Annotated in this window: 15 protein-coding genes; 12 read left to right on the plus strand and 3 right to left on the minus strand. The window is 42.6% G+C overall.

All coding sequences use genetic code 11. The features are described 5' to 3' along the window. The first annotated feature begins 57 nt into the window (after window positions 1-57). The 5 genes from MUG87_RS14865 to truA all read left to right on the plus strand — a co-directional run bounded on the left by MUG87_RS14865 (window position 58) and on the right by truA (window position 5863). Window positions 58-987 carry an AAA family ATPase gene (locus MUG87_RS14865; protein ID WP_247083192.1) on the plus strand — a complete coding sequence of 310 codons (930 nt, stop codon included), beginning with the start codon at window positions 58-60 and terminating at the stop codon, window positions 985-987. Next, on the plus strand, window positions 984-2144 hold the full coding sequence (locus MUG87_RS14870; RefSeq protein ID WP_247083194.1) for a DUF58 domain-containing protein: 1161 nt from the start codon (window positions 984-986) through the stop codon (window positions 2142-2144). Before MUG87_RS14865 ends, MUG87_RS14870 begins: the two co-directional genes overlap by 4 nt. Further along, window positions 2113-3204 carry a DUF4018 domain-containing protein gene (locus tag MUG87_RS14875; protein WP_247083196.1) on the plus strand — a complete coding sequence of 364 codons (1092 nt, stop codon included), beginning with the start codon at window positions 2113-2115 and terminating at the stop codon, window positions 3202-3204. The genes MUG87_RS14870 and MUG87_RS14875 overlap by 32 nt, the downstream gene beginning before the upstream one ends. 72 nt (window positions 3205-3276) lie before the next feature. After that, window positions 3277-4989 (plus strand): ABC transporter ATP-binding protein, encoded by a 1713-nt coding sequence (locus MUG87_RS14880; protein ID WP_247083198.1) that lies wholly within the window; start codon window positions 3277-3279, stop codon window positions 4987-4989. Between the two features lie 136 nt (window positions 4990-5125). After that, window positions 5126-5863 carry a tRNA pseudouridine(38-40) synthase TruA gene (truA, locus tag MUG87_RS14885; protein WP_247083200.1) on the plus strand — a complete coding sequence of 246 codons (738 nt, stop codon included), beginning with the start codon at window positions 5126-5128 and terminating at the stop codon, window positions 5861-5863. A 38-nt stretch (window positions 5864-5901) separates the two neighbouring features. Here truA and MUG87_RS14890 read toward each other — a convergent pair whose 3' ends face one another. Together MUG87_RS14890 and MUG87_RS14895 are read right to left on the minus strand one after the other, a co-directional pair. Continuing rightward, a complete protein-coding gene (locus MUG87_RS14890) occupies window positions 5902-6477 on the minus strand; it encodes a TetR/AcrR family transcriptional regulator (protein WP_247083202.1) in 576 nt (191 codons plus the stop codon). Between the two features lie 90 nt (window positions 6478-6567). After that, window positions 6568-8517, minus strand: a complete 1950-nt coding sequence (locus MUG87_RS14895) for an ABC transporter ATP-binding protein/permease (protein ID WP_124565729.1) — start codon at window positions 8515-8517, stop codon at window positions 6568-6570. Window positions 8518-8908: 391 nt separating this feature from the next. Between MUG87_RS14895 and MUG87_RS14900 the strand changes: the two genes are divergently transcribed. From MUG87_RS14900 to MUG87_RS14930, 7 genes are all read left to right on the plus strand, one after another. After that, the gene (locus MUG87_RS14900; protein WP_247083203.1) at window positions 8909-9262 is read left to right on the plus strand and encodes a Na-translocating system protein MpsC family protein; all 354 of its coding nucleotides are present in this window, start codon (window positions 8909-8911) and stop codon (window positions 9260-9262) included. Window positions 9263-9372: 110 nt separating this feature from the next. Beyond that, a complete protein-coding gene (locus MUG87_RS14905) occupies window positions 9373-10353 on the plus strand; it encodes a sodium-dependent bicarbonate transport family permease (protein WP_247083204.1) in 981 nt (326 codons plus the stop codon). Between the two features lie 18 nt (window positions 10354-10371). Beyond that, a complete protein-coding gene (locus MUG87_RS14910; RefSeq protein WP_247083205.1) occupies window positions 10372-10809 on the plus strand; it encodes a carbonic anhydrase in 438 nt (145 codons plus the stop codon). A 443-nt stretch (window positions 10810-11252) separates the two neighbouring features. Beyond that, window positions 11253-11489 carry a heterocycloanthracin/sonorensin family bacteriocin gene (locus MUG87_RS14915; RefSeq protein WP_247087706.1) on the plus strand — a complete coding sequence of 79 codons (237 nt, stop codon included), beginning with the start codon at window positions 11253-11255 and terminating at the stop codon, window positions 11487-11489. A gap of 300 nt (window positions 11490-11789) precedes the next feature. Then, on the plus strand, window positions 11790-13619 hold the full coding sequence (locus MUG87_RS14920) for a putative thiazole-containing bacteriocin maturation protein (RefSeq protein ID WP_247083206.1): 1830 nt from the start codon (window positions 11790-11792) through the stop codon (window positions 13617-13619). After that, entirely contained in the window at window positions 13619-15541 is a 1923-nt protein-coding gene (locus tag MUG87_RS14925; RefSeq protein ID WP_247083207.1) for a TOMM precursor leader peptide-binding protein, read from the plus strand. The genes MUG87_RS14920 and MUG87_RS14925 overlap by 1 nt, the downstream gene beginning before the upstream one ends. 12 nt (window positions 15542-15553) lie before the next feature. Continuing rightward, entirely contained in the window at window positions 15554-17071 is a 1518-nt protein-coding gene (locus MUG87_RS14930) for a SagB/ThcOx family dehydrogenase (RefSeq protein ID WP_247083208.1), read from the plus strand. Between the two features lie 42 nt (window positions 17072-17113). Here the strand turns inward: MUG87_RS14930 and gntK are convergent, their stop codons facing one another. Continuing rightward, window positions 17114-18640 carry a gluconokinase gene (gene gntK / locus MUG87_RS14935; protein WP_247087708.1) on the minus strand — a complete coding sequence of 509 codons (1527 nt, stop codon included), beginning with the start codon at window positions 18638-18640 and terminating at the stop codon, window positions 17114-17116. Window positions 18641-18660: the final 20 nt, after the last annotated feature.

An 18660-nucleotide genomic window follows, 5' to 3' on the forward strand; every position in this document is an offset into this window, starting at 1 on the left:
TTATATTATAATAATATGAACTGGTTTTAAATTACATTTTGATGAGGGTGGGTATATATGCTACAAGAGTTAAAGAGGAATATTTCTTCCGTTTTTATTGGTAAAGAACATGTGGTAGATTTATTGCTCGTATCGTTGCTTGCTGATGGACATGTTTTACTTGAAGACGTACCAGGTACAGGAAAAACGTTGTTAGCGAAAACGTTGGCGAAAAGTATTGGGGGACAATTTTCAAGAATTCAGTTTACACCAGATGTTCTGCCTGGCGATGTGACAGGTATGGAGTATTTTAATCCAAAGCTTGGTGACTTTACGATGCGTCTTGGTCCTGTTGTTGCGAATGTCCTGCTTGCTGATGAAATTAACCGTGCGATGCCGCGGACGCAATCGAGTTTATTAGAAGCAATGGAAGAGCGTCAAGTGACGATTGAAGGACGAACAACGCCGCTGCCGCGACCGTTTTTTGTAATCGCAACCCAAAATCCAATCGAATCACAAGGAACATTTCCGCTTCCCGATGCGCAATTGGATCGCTTTTTAATGACAGTTCCAATCGGCTATCCAAATGCGCAAGAGGAGCTAGAAATCATTCGCCGCTTCCGCCAGCACCAGCCATTTGAAGCATTAGAAGCAGTTATAGACACATCTGTTATTTGCACACTACAAGAACAGGTAAAGACCGTACATATGACCACCGTAGTCGAGGAGTATTTAATTCGCTTAGCGCAAGCAACACGTCAGCATGAATACATCGAAGTAGGAATTAGTCCGCGCGGAACACTTGCGCTGATGCGAGCGGCCCAGGCATTTGCTTTTTTACAAGGTCGTACATATTGTACGCCGCAAGACATGCAGACAATGTTGCCTTATGTATGGAGTCATCGCTTAGTATTATCAATGGAAGGAACGCTTCGCGTTACAAAACAAGAAGCATTAAACAATATCGTAACAAGTGTAGACGTTCCTGTGGAGATAGAAGGGCGATGAGAGGACAGCGCTTGGAGGTTGTTCCTTTGCTGCTTCAGGATCATATTATTAAACTAACTATTCCAATTGCGCTTGTTTGTGTGCTCTTTTTTGGATACACGCCGCTGTCTTTTTTATTGATTGCGTACTACTTATTAGCAGCATTTGTGCACCACTATGTTAGACATATGGAGCAGCATATAATTGTTCATGACAGTGCGCGAGCCATGCGTCTATTTCCAAATGAATCAGGTGTAATTAGCATTGTCATAGAAAACCGTGCTAAGCTGCCGCTTGTGAACGGTTCGTGCATGTTTCGAACGGATGCCAAACTACAATCTGAAACAAGTGCCCATCATGTATCCGAAAACATGATTTCCTTTCCTTTCGTGCTAGGTGCACATGCACGTCAGCAATGGGATTTTACGTTTACAGCAGTAAAACGAGGAGCCTATCACATAAAACGTTTAGAGTGCATCGTCAGTGATCCATTTCACCTGACGCACATCCACCTGCCAACCATACATAAACTGAAAACAGAAATTCTTGTGTACCCAGCATTGCAAACAGTAAATGGTTTGCAGCAGCTTCATCAAGAAACATCCGGTACTTATAAGACAACGTTGTCCTATTATCGTGACGAAGCAGAATTGCTAGGCATAAAGCCGTATGAACGAGAGTCGTTTCGCTCTATTCACTGGAAGGCCTCTGCAAAAACGCAACAACTACAGGCAAAAGTATATCAGCCTGTACGCAATTTGTCTTGGAGCATTTGTTTATGCTTAGCTTCAAGCCGTGCGGTAGGCTGGAAAGCAAACATGGAAGAGTTGATTTCTTATACAGCTTATATATGCAAATACGCAGCTGAGAAGAAAATTCCCTTTGAACTATTCATAAGTGTGATGACAGAAAAAGGGCCGGTTCATATCTCTATGAAGGAAGGGATTCCAAATGTAGTACTGGCTTTAGAAGACCTAGCTCGCCTTTCGCAAGAGCATGTCTTGATTCAAGGAAACCGCTTTGTTCACTACTATATGAGCAAACGCGAACCGTCTGCGACTCTTATTTTTGTAGGAGTAAACAAGGAACACATACCTGCTACTCCTGCATCAATGTATATTGTTTCCGATAAAGGAGTGGTGGAGCATGTTACCAACCTATCTGCGCTACGCGGCTAATGCTATTTTACTTATCCTGCTTAGTCTACAGCTACGTCTACCTATTGCAGAGGTATTACTGTTTCTAACACTAAGCAGTGTTTTGTACATACTAGTCGCAAGGTTTAAACGTTTATTTGTCGTTGTATGTATGATGCAATTCGCAACGGCTGTATATGTTTTTCCTATTATAGACGGAGCTTTGCTTGTATGTGCTTATTTAGTTCTCGTTCTAAAACAGGATAAAACACCAAAAGAAATGCTCTTGTATACGGCAGGCATTCCTGTAATCGCTACCTTTTTGCATATGGAGATTGCATCTATAGAGTCGTGGCTGTTACTCCTTTTACAAGGGATTTTAACCCTTGTATGGACGAGTCATAATCATAAGCAAAGTATGGCTCGACTGCTCATTATAGTGGGAGTTTCTGTAATCTCTTTCGGCTTACTCTTGCTCCTTCCCTATATTCGGTTTGTACTTGCACATATTATGGGTTTACTGGCATATGGGGCGGGGGACATATTAAAGCCTTTGTTTGAGTGGTTACAATTAAACGCGGGCAGTGAGGTAGAAGAAGCTGCTGAAAAGATGAAAGCAGGAACGCCAAAATGGGCAGAAGGTGTTACGCAGACAAACACTTCTGTCACCGACTGGATTTATATTTTAGCAGTGGTAGTGGTGTTATCAGTAATTAGTTATATCTGTATTCGCCTGATGAGAAAAAAGCAATGGCATGGCGTGCAGCTAGAAACGGCAATGGCCGCTGACTCCTTTGTACATATGCCTAATAAGCGTGTTCCTATCAAAGCACCTGCATCGCCTATTCGGAAACAAATCTTTACGCTTGAAAAAGAACTTCGAGAACCGTTCGGGCGCAAGCGCGGCGAAACCTTAGAAAGCTGGCTAACGCGCTTAGAAAAAGAAGAACTTATAGGCAATAAACACCTGCTGCTTATAGCCTATAACACAGCTCGTTATCATGATAAGCACGACGTGACGCTAGTAAAGCCACTACAACAAGAAATAAAGCAAATATTGAAGCGGCAAAAGCACATTCTTAAAAACAAACAACAATCATAGCGCGCCTCACATCTGTATGATAAGGTAGTATCATCTGACTAATACGATACATACAGAAATGAGGTGTTTTTTATGTTAAAGCGTTTCTTTAGCTACTATCGCCCGCACAAAAAGCTATTCTATTTGGATTTCATCTGTGCGGTATTGGTAGGGTTCTTGGAACTCGGTTTTCCACTGGCAGTTTCGTGGTTTATTGACACGCTGCTTCCGGAAGGAAATTGGAGTTCCATTATCGCAGTAAGCGCGGGGCTGTTAGTGTTGTATCTTATGAGCTCCGGCATGCAGTTTGTGGTGAACTATTGGGGGCATAAGCTCGGTATTAACATTGAAACAGACATGCGTCGTGAATTGTTTTATCATGTGCAGCGACAATCGTTTCGCTTTTTTGATAATACGAAAACCGGTCATATTATGAGTCGCATCACAAACGATCTAATGGATATCGGTGAACTGGCGCATCATGGGCCAGAGGACTTATTCATCGCGATTATGACATTCATCGGCGCGTTTTGGATTATGATTACGATTAACGTAAAGCTAGCACTTGTTGCGATCATTATCGTTCCGTTTTTAATTTGGTTGATTTCCTATTCTAACATGAGGATGAACGCTTCCTGGACGCAAATGTATGGTAACATCGCAGACGTGAACGCTCGCGTGGAAGACAGTGTGTCCGGCGTACGTGTGGTGCAATCCTTTACAAATGAAGCTTACGAGATTGATAGATTTAACAAAAACAATCGCAAGTTTCGCAAAACAAAGCTAAAAGCCTATAAGGTGATGAGCTGGAACCTGTTGGGGATTTATGTAGCAACGCGCCTCATGACGCTGATTGTTCTTGTATTCGGCGCTTGGCTCAGCTATTCGGGTAAACTCTCTTATGGAGAGCTTGTCGCATTCATTCTATATTTAAACGTTCTCTTTAAACCAATTGAAAAAATTAGCGCCTTGCTTGAGCTGTATCCAAAAGGTATGGCAGGCTTTAAGCGCTTCATTGAATTGATGGACACAGAGCCTGATATTCAAGATACGCCGGATGCAGTGGATGTACCGTCCTTGCGCGGTGATATTCGCTTTCGTAACGTAAGCTTTGGCTATGAAAATGAACGTATGATTTTAGATAATCTTACATTCTCCATTGAAGCAGGGAAAACAGTTGCGTTTGTAGGGCCGTCTGGTGCTGGGAAAACAACGATTTGCTCATTAATTCCGCGTTTTTACGATGTAACAGGAGGAGCCATCACAATTGATGGCATGGATATTCGCAATATGACGAAGTCTTCACTTCGTTCGCATATCGGTATCGTCCAGCAGGATGTATTCCTATTTACAGGTACACTTCGCGAAAACATTGCGTATGGAAAACTGGACGCTACGCAGGAGGAAATTGAAGAGGCAGCGCGAAAAGCGCATTTGACGGACTTGATTGCTTCACTGCCAAACGGCTATGACACGCAAATCGGTGAGAGGGGATTAAAGCTCTCTGGCGGTCAAAAACAGCGCTTGGCAATTGCACGCATGTTTTTGAAAAACCCGCCAATTTTAATTCTAGATGAGGCAACCTCTGCCTTAGATACACAAACAGAAGCAATTATTCAAGAAGCCTTGAATGAGCTTGCAGAAAACCGAACAACCCTTATTATTGCACATCGCTTGGCGACTATCAAAAAAGCAGACCGCGTTCTAGTCATTACAGAAGAGGGAATTGCGGAAGATGGGACGCATGCGGAGTTACTAGCTAAGAACAACGGCATCTTTGCACAGCTACATGCTCATCAGCATTAAAACAACTCGTCATTGACGAGTTGTTTTAATACGTGCCCGAAATTGGCGGGAATACGCGCAAGACGTGACAAGGATGCTGTATGCGAACATGCTATTTGTGCTAAGATGATAAATAGCTTTAGATAAGGAGAATTGTATGAACAACTATAAAATGTTAATTCAATATGACGGCAGCCGCTATAAAGGCTGGCAGCGCCTTGGTAATGGTGAAAATACCATTCAAGGAAAAATTGAACATGTATTGTCTGAAATGGTAGGAAGACCGATTGAAATTATTGGATGCAGCCGCACAGATGCCGGCGTACATGCCTTTGCCCAGATTGCTAACTTCAAACTAGAAGAGCAGCTCCCTGTAGAGGAGATACAAGCTTATTTACACAAATATTTACCAAATGATATCAGCGTAGTTCAAGTAGAAGAAATACACGAGCGCTTTCATGCTCGTTATAATGCCAAAGCTAAAACATATGTATATAAAATTTGGAACGAGCAGCATACGAATCCATTTATGCGTAAATACAGCATGCATGTAACAGAAAAGCTAGATATCGCTAAGATGAAGCAGGCCGCGCGGCACTTTGTTGGAAAGCATGATTTCACCGCTTTCTCTAACGCAAAATCTAAGAAAAAATCCATGGTCCGTGAAATCTATGCGATTGAAATTATAAAAGAAGGGAGTTTTATTTATATTCGCGTAAAGGGTGATGGCTTCTTGTATAATATGGTTCGCAAAATTGTGGCGACGTTGATTGAAGTGGGAAATGAGACAAGAAGTGAAGCTACAATTCCTGAGATGATTGCATCTAAGGACCGCAGTGTTGTAACAAGCTTGGCAGATGCGGCGGGATTGCACTTAGAGCATGTAGAATTTTAATCATAACAAAAGCCTCCCTTTACGAAGGGGGGCTTTTGTTATTTCAGTTCTTTAAAAAACATTTCAGCGAAATGCTCGACAATCTCCTCTTCCGAATAACCACGTTCTTGAAAAACTCGTATTAAAATAGGATTTAGGCACCAGGCTGTAATCAAACTTTGGGCGAACGGATCTTGCGTTGTATGTTCTGCAAATATCGGCGCGATCATAGACTGAAGCACGAGAAACGGAGGGGGAACTTGTCCAATATGCTCTGGATGCATTGATTTTAAATCCATTTGAGAGCTCATCACTTCAAACCAACCTTTATGCTTAGCGTTCATAGTGATGAGCGCTCCTATAATGAATTTTCCTTTTACATATCCTGATGCATCCGCATTTTCTTTCATGTAATCCATCACATTGCTGTGCAATTCTTCAAAGTCAGTTCGTAACATGGCGAAGCACAGCTCCGCTTTATTTGCAAATCGGCGATATAAAGTTCCTTGTCCGATCTCCAGTTCCTGTGCAATCATATGCATACTGACCGCTTCAATACCGTGCTCGGCAAATAGCCTTTTAGCAGTGTCAATAATTGCCTCTGTCATTTCTTGCTTTTTACGTTCTCTCGACACATAGATACCTCCTTACATACAGGAATGCTAGGTAGTTATACCTAGCATTCCAATTATAGCAATGATTATCTATGAAAAGCACCTGCTGTTTTATTCGTAGCGCAACGATTCCATTGGGTCCAGCTTAGCAGCTTTTGTAGCCGGAAGCATCGCTGCAAGAATGCTGATGACCACACTAATTAAAATACCGACCAGCATGTAAAATGGACTTATATGAATAAGCTTTGCGTCAAATATTTGGTGCATTACGTTGTTGCCCAGCGCACCGATACCTGCGGCGATAAGAACCCCGATGACGCCGCTTGTAAGTCCCAAAACAGTTGCTTCTGCAAAAAAGATACGTTTGATATCTTTTCGTCTTGCACCGACCGCGCGCAGGATACCGATTTCTTTTGTACGTTCAACCACGCTGATATACAATACAACGATGGTCATGATTGCGGACACTAGAAGAGAAATACCCGCCACGCTAGCTAATACATAGGTGGCAATATTTAAGTAGTTCGTAACCTGACTTAAAATATTTCCTACTCCTGTTCCTGTAAAGCCTGCTTTCTCTAGGTCAGCTGTTACGGCATCTACATGCTTTTGATCTTCTACCATGATGTCAAGCTGCGTCGCCTGCAGTGTCATGCTTTTGTCGCTATACATATCTTCAAGCGTTTTATATGTCGTGTAGGCAAGGTCTTGATTCATCGCTCCTTTAATAATTCCGGAAACCTTCATTTCCTTTGACAGGATAATCGGTCGTTTTTTTTCATCCGTTGTGTTCACATAAAATTCGACCGTACTGCCGACTAGTTTGTTAGGAGAATCGGTAATCTTTTTAGCAGCCGTATCCGACAATAGAATTTCATTGTCCTTTGGTAAAGACCCGCTTGTCACATCACTTTTTACAACACTGTCGTTCATCGTTTGAAATTGAACAATGCTCACGGATGTATCTTGATAGTTGACGGAGCTCCCCATCGTTAGTGTAAATACTTTGTCTGCGCTTTTTACGTATTTTAGCTCTTTTACTTCATCAAGGTCAGAATCCGTTAATGGAACGGTTTGTTGTGCTGGATTCGGTAATGGACTTTGTGCTTTATCGGTTCTTCCTTCAGGTGCTTTTGTCACCTGAATCAAATTGGGATTGAGATTGGCATTTATTTCTTTATTAATATAGTTAGTAACTCCACTTCCAAGACCGAGCATCAAAATGACGCTTAATATGCCAATTGCGCCACCAAATGAAACCAAGGCATTACGCTTCAGATTCAAACTTACATTTTTGGTTGCCATCTTCATGGCGGCACCAAAGCCAAGATTTTTCGGCTTAGCCATCTTTTTGGAGCGACTTCCCGTATAGAACGCCCTTAATTCTTCATCCTTCACAATTTTCCCATCATCCATCGTAATGATACGTGTTCCATAATCCGCAACCTTTTGGGAGTGGGTGACCGTAATGACAAGCTTTCCTTTTGCGGCAATCTGATCAAGCAATTGCATAATCTGTTCGCTGTTCTTTTTATCCAATGCTCCTGTAGGCTCGTCCGCTAAAATGATATCGGGATCATTAGATAAAGCCCTTGCGATTGCAACCCGTTGTTTTTGTCCCCCTGATAGTTGATTCGGCTTTTTGTTTAAATGATTGCCAAGACCCAATTCTGTTAAAATTTCAGTGGCCTTTTTGGTTCTTTCCAATTTATTCATACTCGTAAGCTGCATAGTCATTAAGACATTGTCTAACACAGATAAGTGAGAGATGAGATTGAAACTTTGAAAAATAAATCCAATTTTTAATTTACGATAAGCATCCAGTTCTTTTTCTGTCATATCACGAAGGTCTTTTCCTTCTATAGCAACACTGCCTTCAAAATCGCGATCCATACCGCCGATAATGTTCATTAGCGTAGATTTTCCGCTTCCAGATTCTCCTAAGATTGACACGAACTCTCCTTTTTCAAACGATACATTTATACCGTGCAAAACCTGTACTTTATCTTTATTACCAAGGCGGTATGATTTTGTAATATTGGAGACTTGGATATAGCTCATGACGTGTTCCTCCCTGTTTTTACGTACTTTAAAGATAGGATCCGTATCAATAGAGTACGTATATTTCTAAAAACGGACAACTGTCCGTTTTCTTGATGTTAGCACTCAAATATAGTGGTGTCAATAGATTTTATATGTCCTTTACCATGTATAAATAAATGGTATTGACAAAAAAGGACGCTTTTTCATATAATAACTTCAACATCATAAGACCGAAGGATTTGGGGAAGCAATTGACAAGAAAATCTGCTTTAGCATTTTGCACTGCATGCAGGGCAAAGTGAAAAAGCAGCTTGTTGTACGATTGGGTCCACTGTAAATCGGTATGTTCTTTTTGGGTATAGTACCAAAGAGAATATACCGATTTTTTTTATATGTTGGAGGTGGAATCATGACTAAGGGCGAGATGGAAAATACACTGAGTAAAGCGCTCACGCAATGGGAAAAGGAATATTTGGGACGCGGCTCGGTATTAGTGAAAACGGATATTATGCGTAATATGGTTGTTGTGTTGTTAAAAGGAATTTTGACGCCTGCAGAGAAAGCACTGACCGAAACACGAGAAGGAATTTTATCGGTGAAAAAAATACGCGCTGATCTCGTAGAAACAGGGGCAGAGCAGCTAAAAGAAATTGTACAAGAAATTACAGGTGTAGCGGCTATGAGTTTCTATACAGACATTAGCACGCGCACAGGAGAACGTATTATGGTCTTTATGATGGAACGTTCATTAGAACAAAAATAAACTGGTCGATGTTCAAAATGCCGCTTTAGCAAGTTGAAGATAAACCGGAAATAAACAAGCAAATTGCTTGTTTATTTCCGGTTTTTTTAATGAGAAAAGGAGTGGATAGCATGGAGCTTGTACTACAAAATGTATTAACGCCTGCCGTGTTGTTTTTTATCTTGGGTATATTCGCAGCAGTAGTAAAATCTGATTTAAAGTTTCCGCAAGGACTCAGTGAGTTTTTAAGTATATATTTGCTTGTTGCAATCGGATTGAAGGGAGGTGTGGAGCTTTCAAAGCATCCCTTATCTGAAGTGTCAGGCCCAATGCTTGGCGTGTTGTGTTTAGGAATGCTGATTCCTGTTGTTGTGATGCTGATTGCCGAAAGAATAGGTCTTGATCGAAAGAATGCAGCAGCCCTTGCGGCGTGCTACGGATCTGTCAGCATTGTCACATACGGAGCTGGCGTGACATTTCTTGAACAAACCGGTGCTTCTTTTGAAAGCTATATGAGCGCTATGGTTGTTTTAATGGAGAGCCCTGCCATTTTTGTTGCGCTGTATTTACTAAAGCTACGCGAGAATACAGCACCTTCTGTACAACTCGGAATTGTTGCAAAAACAGGTGATGCTTCTCTACTTCGGGAGAGCTTGTTTGGCAAAAGTATTTTACTTTTAGTAGGAAGTCTTCTCATTGGTTTGACGCTTGGTACAAAGGCAGTACCTGTCATAAAGCCGCTGTTTATTGATTTGTATGGCAGTATGTTAGTCTTATTCCTGCTGAATATGGGTGTTGTTGCCGGACAACGTTTACCGTCCATATTTTCTTATGGCATAAAATTGATTGGGCTGGGAATTCTGTTTCCGTTGATGTTCGGTACGACAGGGGTGCTTGTTGGTTATATATCTGGTTTGTCAGCAGGCGGAATGATGCTGATGGGTGTGCTGGCTGGCAGTGCTTCCTACATTGCAGCACCAGCAGCATTGCGGGCATCTGTTCCTGAGGCGAATGCTTCTATTTATCTAGGTTTGGCACTCGGCGTTACGTTTCCATTTAATCTTATATTTGGTATTCCATTATACTATCAAATTGCCTTACTACTGGCATAAAGAAAGGAGATTATCTATATGATTTTAGACCAACATACACTTGTCATTGCTGATAGAGAAGGAGAAAAATGGATAAGGAAGGTCTCCGCATCCGCCCAGGTCCTTACAATATTTGATGGGTGGATTACTCATCCATTTGGATGCACAATGCGCGATGTTCTTGCGATGGTTTATGGAGAGGAAATTCAACGAATTTACGTATTGGTGCAAGAGAAAGAAGTGATATCTGTATTACAACAAATGAAAGAAGCAGGTATACCGGAAGATGTGCTGCGCACCGTTTCATACGTACCTCACGTAGAAGGTGATGTTGCACGCTGGTTAGACGGGTTTTCCACGACAAAGGATAACGTGAAGAAAAGTGTAGAGATTATTAACAATCATCCTCTTATGCCCAAACAAATAAGGGCAGAAGGGTGGGTCATAGATTGTAACGGTGAACTTAGCGTAATCTAAAAAGTATATCTCTCCTGAAATATGGTAAAATTCATATATTGATAGTGTAGATAGGAGAGGTATAGTCATGGAGCATGAACGTTCACTATTTTCATTTTACTAACGAATAAAGAGTTAACCATCGTAGTACATCCTAATACAGTACAAAAAGATGTTATTGTAGCCAATGGAAAAGAGGTTCGTAGTACAGCTTTACGCAAGTTTCCTAAAAAAATTCATACAGGAGCTACTCCCATTAGCTATGGCCATGCAGTAAAGTTTAAAACGGCTCAGGAACTTGCCGTATTTTTAAGTGAGCTACACGGAATAGTAGCATCTGAATAGATCAAAACGGAAGCCTAGGCTTCCGTTTCTTGCGTTTTAGCTTGAAATGGGCGAATGAAGCAGGCACAACGTCCCGTCTCAATTCATATTTTGTTGCAGGAGTTAACTTTACACATGATATGGAGGGGACAAAAATGAATCAATTCCAAAACGAATTGCAGTCACTACCAATTTCTGATTTTCAAGTTACGCAGCCTATGATGTGGGATGTGCAGCAACAATATCATGCTGACATGCAACGCTTTGCGTGCGGTGGCTGTTTCCGTTGCGGCGGTTGTGGCGGCTGTTTCCGTTGTGGCGGTTGCGGTGGCTGTGGTGGATGTTTCCGTTGCTTCGGATGCTTCTTTATCTTCTAAAAACTATAAAAAACGCCGGGGTGCCGGCGTTTTTTTATATACGTTACTTCAAGCAATCATTGTATATCAGGAAGGTGAAGAGGTGTGTGTGAAAAGAAAGAATGCAATATTGTGGTACTAACGTGGCTTTAGCGGAAACAAGCAATATTTGTATCACCTAGAAGATAGCTGTTAACGGTTTACTATATATGAAGCTTTGTAGGTTGCTTTTCAACTCTATGATAACACAGTAACTTGCGCATAATGGACAAAGTGATATACATAAATTGTAAAAGATGACGTATCAATCAGGAGGGCATTATGACATTACATCCTTCGATGCGATTAAAGGTGAATAGAGATACTTGTTTTCTACCGGATCCGGACGGCGGGGTATATTTTCGTAATAATGAAAGCTCCTTTCGGATGCAGGGAAATGGGATGGTACAGTGGATTGAGAAACTATTACCTGTATGGGACGGGAGCTACAGCTTAGCAGAGATTACAAACGGCTTGCCAGAGCCGTATCAAAACAGAGTATATGAAATCGCAAAGGTATTGTATGAAAACGGCTATGCTCGGGATGTAAGCGGTGATCGGGAACATTCGTTATCGGCGACAATTATGGAAGTGTATGCTTCCCAGATTGCTTTTTTAGATGAGCGCGGCGGTTCAGGGGCAGCACGTTTTGCAGAGTATCGCAATGCGAGTGTGATTGTCATAGGAGATCAAGGATTGCCAGCGCTCGTATCTTCTTTATTAGAATCAGGTTTGCCACGATTTCATGTATGTGCGCTTACAGAATGTGACGAACGAATTGATGAACTAGCAGCTCATAGCCGAAAACGAGATGAAGAGATTTTGGTGGAGCAAACAGCTGCACCTGAGGATGGAAATTGGCAAGCTATGTTGCAACCATTTGATTTTGTTGTGTATGTTTCCTATGGCGGTGACACAGAGAAGCTGCTACAACTAGAACAGATTTGCCGAGAGGAAGGAAAAGTATTTCTGCCAGCCGGTTGTTTTGCAGGAATCGGGATGGCTGGTCCTATTGTTTCATCTGATGTATGCTGGGAATCAGCATGGCGTGTAATACGTGCAGAACGAGGTAAGAAATTGTCCTCCGTAGCGGGTGCGATGCTAACAAATATACTTACATTTGAGTTACTCAAGGAAGTTACAGGTGTACGTGATGATAATGAGAAACACCGCTTTTTTCAACTAAATTTAGAAACGCTTGAAGGAGAATGGTGCTCATTTACACCGCATCCGCTCTTAGAAGGATATAAACCGAGATGGATACAGGGACTAGAAAAGCGAGAAGAGCTGCAAATGAGTGAGTTACTTTTTTATTTTAGTAAGTTAACCTCTGCAAAGTCCGGTATTTTACATGTTTGGGAAGAAGGTAACTTAAAGCAATTGCCGCTGGCGAAATGCAGGGTGCAGGCGGTGCATCCACTATCTGAGGGACCAGCAAGTTTTTTAGAAGAAGTCATTTGTACAGCTCTGACACATGAAGAAGCGCGTAAGGAAGCTGGTTTGGTCGGCCTAGAAATGTACGTAGCAGCTATGATAGAGCATGTTGCAAAAGCTTTACCGCAGTACCGAGAGGATTGGCCTTTCATTGCTGTGGGTACAGGGGCAACAACAGCGGAAGGCATTTGTCGCGGTCTGCTGCATCGTTTGGAATATGAATTGGCAGAACAAAACAAGTCTTACGGTGTTGCTCCTATTCAAATAAATAGACTAGAAGATACAGAGTGCAAGTTTTATTTAGAAGTATTGGAGTTAAAGAGAGAACAACCTGTTATTGGCTTGGGAGAAGAAATATGGGGCTTTCCAGTTGTGTGGGTAAAAACGGAGAGCGGCTGGTATCACAGTACAGGATTGGATTTTACTCTTGCACTGCGTAATGCGCTTCGTCACGCAATTGAAGGAAGCTGCGTTAGTCACGAGCCATTTCTACTGCCTCAAGAGCCGCAAACACTCGACTTAGAAGGGTCGCCTTCTTATCCGGAATTATTACAATATGCTTTAACAACTTTACAGAGGCAAGAAAAAGAGTTATCTGTATTTGAAGTTGGTATAGAAACGTTCTCGAAAGAACTAGCAGGTGTATTTGGTGTTTTGGTACGAGAGGAGGGAGCGTGATGCGGTCTGTTGTTGCTATTGTAGGAGAAGGGGTGCTTGCTGACTTGGTATATGAACGACTGCAACACGTATGCGATATTGTCTGTCCATCCGTAAACGATCGAATGCCAAGGGAGATTTCGTTGGCTTTGGTACTCCAAGATGTATGGGATCCTTCGTTTCAAAAGCAAGCTGCCGAAGCCCTGCAAGAAGTAGATGTACCTTGGTTACGAGCTTTTACTACTTTTGGCGAAGGAATTGTCGGACCCTTTGTGTTTCCTGATGTACCAGGCTGCTTCCAATGTGCTGATATGCGCCGTTTAATGGCGGGACGTGATCGGAAAGAAATGTGGGAGATACGAAAGGGTGAGACAGTATACGACCCGGGTGCATCGCGGACGGAGTTACTGCAGCTTGCTCATATTGTGCAAGAAGAGGCGCGACATTTTTTGCAGGAGCAGCCACTTCGATGTACAGAGCATATGTATGTGCTGCAATTACAGTCGATGCAAATCTCGCGTCGGTTCATTCTGGCCGATCCGCTCTGTTCATTTTGTGGGGCGCTACCTGAAGATACTGCTGAACATGCAGCTATTACGCTGCGTCCTAGCTTAAAAGTAGAGGGAAGCTATCGTTCTCGTTCAATACATGAGCTAGGAGCGGTGTTGATTCAAGACTACTTAGATACAAAAACAGGGCTGTTAAATGAAAAAATATATGATTTAGTACCGCCATTTGCCGATGCTAGTGTTAATTTACCACTTATTATGGGAGATGAAGGAACGGCAGGACGTACGCATTCCTATGAAATGAGTGTGGTGACGGCGATTTTAGAAGGACTAGAGCGCTATTGCGGGCTCGCACCGCGGGGAAAACGTACTGTGATGCGAGAACGCTTTGAAAATATAAAGGAACATGCGTTACATCCGCTTGCGGTAGGGGTGCATGCAGAAGAGGATTATGCGAGAGAAAATTTTCCGTTTCGACCATTTGATCCAAATCGGAAATTAAATTGGGTTTGGGGTTATTCCTTGTTAGAAAATCGCTCTATTTTAGTGCCCGAGCGCTTTGCTTATTATAGTCTGGGCTGCAGCAGTGGTCATGTGTATGAAACGTCTAATGGCTGTGCAATTGGTGGGAGCCTTGAGGAAGCGATTTTATACGGTATTTTTGAAGTGGTAGAGCGGGACGCATTTTTGATAACGTGGTACGCAAAATTGCCGTTGCCGCGCTTGGACCCTTATTCTGTGCAGGATGAAGAGCTGCATATGATGTTGTCACGTATGAAAGCAATCGCCGGTTACGAGGTCGTTTTATTTGATGCGACGATGGAAAATGGAATCCCAAGTATTATGGCCATTGCCAAAAATCAAAAAGAAACTGGTCTTAATTTAATTTGTGCTGCAGGTGCCCATCTTGACCCTGTTCGTGCCGTAAGAAGTGCGCTGCATGAATTAGCAGGTATGATGCTAACACTTGATGAAAAGTTTGAGGTAGAAAAAGACATGTATATGCGAATGCTGGAGGACTCTTCACTTGTGACGAGAATGGATCATCACAGTATGCTGTACGGGTTGTCAGAGGCAGAGGAGCGTTTGCGATTTTTATTGGAAGAAGATCGAGAAACCCGAACTTTTGCACAAGCGTTTGGGGCACAAACACATCATACAGATTTAACAGAAGATTTGCGTTGTGTTTTAGATACATTCAAGGGGCTACATTTGGACGTGATTGTTGTTGATCAAACGGCACCTGAACTGCAGCGCAATGGCCTATATTGTGTAAAAGTCATCATTCCAGGCATGTTGCCGATGACATTCGGAAACCATCTCAAACGTATAACGGGATTGGAGCGTGTGTTGCGCGTGCCAGTGCAGCTTGGCTATATGAAAGAACCGTTAACCTTGGCACAGCTGAATCAAGACCCACACCCGTTTCCGTAAGGAGGAAGCTTGATGGATTTAGATGTATTTTTACATCAGTTGCAATTTGAGCCAGATGAAACAAGACCCCCTGACCTAGAAGTAAACTGGAAGGATGCGCCATTACCTTACAAATTATATCAAGGCTTGCCGCACATACCCCTTTGCGCCGAAGTGCCGCTTACGCTTGGCAAAAAACAAAATGCTACTTTAAAAAGTATAAGTCATTTTCTATGGTATGTGTTCGGCCTTGCGCGATTTTCCCAAGTGGATGTGCAAAGAAAGCCTGCGAATATGGCTCGCCGTTTTGTTCCGTCTGGAGGCGCTTTATATCCGAATGAATTATACATGTATATCAAAACAGATGATTTATCTGCAGGCATCTATCATTATGACGTCGCACATCACAGATTGGTTTTACTGAGGGAAGGAAATTTTGATGATTATATTACAAAAGCATTAGGCGGAAGCTGTGAGGTGACTAGTTGCTTTGGAGTTGCATTTGTGTCAATCATGTTTTGGAAAAACTGCTTTAAGTATCATAACTTTTCGTATCGTCTACAGGGCTTAGATACTGGGGTGTTGCTTGGGCATTTGCTAGAAGTCAGCAAGCAATTTGGATTTAACGGAGCAGTACATTTTCAGTTTCTTGACAGGGCGCTGGGGCATTTACTTACCTTATCGGAGGAGGAGGAGAGTGTATATGCGATTGTGCCGCTGTCCATTAATCCGCTGAAGCAAGTAGCAAATCGGCTAATGCAGTCGGATGCAGAGTTACGTGAAACAATACCAAAGCTGAAGCATGAGCACTATGTCCGTTCCAAGCAGCTCATACCATATCCACAGCTGCTGGCGATGAATGAAGCGTCCATGCTTCAGGCAACCGATTCATTTTTGTGTTTGCCAGAACATAAACCTCACTTCAGACAAGGAAATATCCTTCGTTTACCCGAAGTAAAACCAATATCCTATGAATTTGCAGAAGTATGCAGAAGGCGACAGTCACCCGATGGGGATTTCAGCTTGCGAAAGGTTACAGCAGAAGAGCTTGCGAGCTTACTTTACGAGGCTCATCGTATGCATCTATATAAAAATGATAGTGGTATAACAAATCCTCTTGCGATTTACGGTTGTCTATATCATGTTGAAGGTATACCAAACGGCGCTTATCGCTACAACTATGAGGAACATGCTTTAGAAGAGCTGAATCTTGGCGATCATCGACTCGCTTTGCAGTACGGTATGACAGCGGATAACGTGAACCTGTTTCAAGTACCGCTTTGTTTGCATGTGGTTGGGGAACGTAAGCATTATCGAGAGCTAGGCTATAGAGGCTATCGTATTCAGCAAATGGATGCGGGAATGCTGGTGCAACGTCTATTATTGGCTGCATCCTCACTTGGTATGGGGGGACATCCGTTGCTGGGCTTTGATACAAAAGTATGCGATGCGCTATATGGCTTGGAACAACATCATGAAACCTGCTTGATTCAAGTGCCAATTGGTTCATACCGAGCCAGAGCTAAGCTAGAGGGCGGTGTACATGCATAGACTTGAAAAAGCAGATGGGGGATTTCCATCTGCTTTTTGTTATTAGCCTAACATTTTGCGCTGAAACGCCGCGATCGCATTGTACTCTTCGCTCAATTGACGTGAAACACGCAAATAGATAGGAGTTAGTTCGCGATAGATTGCTACGTTTTCTTGAATCGGTTGATGCGTATGAGTAGAGCCAACCATATCAGAAACAACATGTAAGGAGTCAATTTCTTTTAGGGCATATAATCCCAAGATTGCCGCACCAAGGCAGGAGCTTTCAAAGCTTTCCGGAACAGTTACTTCTTGGTCAAAAATATCCGCCATCATTTGGCGCCAAAGCGCTGAACGAGCAAATCCCCCTGTTGCTTGAATTTTTTTCGGAATGCCAATTTGCTCTTCAAGAGCCAATAATACATTATATAAGTTAAAAATCACACCTTCCAAAACGGCACGAATCATATGTTCTTTTTGGTGATGCAGGCTTAGGCCAAAGAAGGATCCGCGAGCGTTTGCGTTCCATAACGGGGCACGTTCTCCGGCAAGGTACGGGTGGAACAAGAGACCGTCGGCACCTGGCGCTACGCGTTCCGCAATTTTGGTAAGCACTTCGTACGGGTCGATACCAAGGCGTTTCGCTGTTTCTACTTCTGCGGAGGCAATTGTATCTCTTACCCAGCGGAAGGTCATGCCCCCATTGTTAACAGGTCCCCCTACAACCCAATGCTGTTCCGTCAATGCATAACAAAAAATGCGCCCCTTTGGATCTGTCACAGGGCGATCTGTCACAGTGCGAATAGCTCCGCTTGTCCCAATTGTAACAGCCACAACGCCTGGATCAATCGCATTTACACCAAGATTGGATAAAACACCGTCATTGGCTCCAATTACAAATGGTGTGGAAGGAAGGATACCCAGCTGCTTCGCCAAACCTGGAGCTAAGCCTTGGAAGTAATGGGTAGTTGGTACAATATCAGAAAGCTGCTCTCGTTTCACTCCTGCAACTGCAAGAGCTTCCTCATCCCAATCCAAGTTCTTTAAATTTAATAGTCCTGTTGCTGATGCAATGGAATAGTCGACTGCGAATTGGTTAAACAACTGATAAAATACGTATTCTTTGATAGATATGAACTTATGCGCTTTTGTAAAAATGTCAGATTGCTCTTCCTTTAACCATCGCAATTTACAAAGCGGCGACATTGGATGAATGGGTGTACCAGTTCGCATGTAAATGTCGTGTCCATTCCACTCCTCTTTAATCTTTTCTGCCCACTTTGTACTTCTATTATCAGCCCAAGTGATGCAATTTGTTAAAGGAATTCCATATGCATCTACTGCAATCACGCTATGCATTGCAGCGCTGAAGGATACGCAAAGCAAATCCTTTGGGGCAATGGCGCTTTTTCGAATCGTTTCTTGAATGGTTGTCAAAACTGCTTGATAAATCTCGGCAGGATTTTGCTCAGCCGTGGAAGGGGTAGGCGTAAATAAAGGATATTCTACCGTGTGATGCGCAACAACTGTACCATTTTTAGTAAAAAGAACAGCCTTTGTGCTGGTTGTGCCAAGGTCGACACCGAGCATGTATGTAGTCATGAAAGGTT

The sequence above is a fragment of the Ectobacillus sp. JY-23 genome, assembly GCF_023022965.1.
In the GTDB taxonomy this organism is placed as follows: Bacteria; Bacillota; Bacilli; order Bacillales; family Bacillaceae_G; genus Ectobacillus.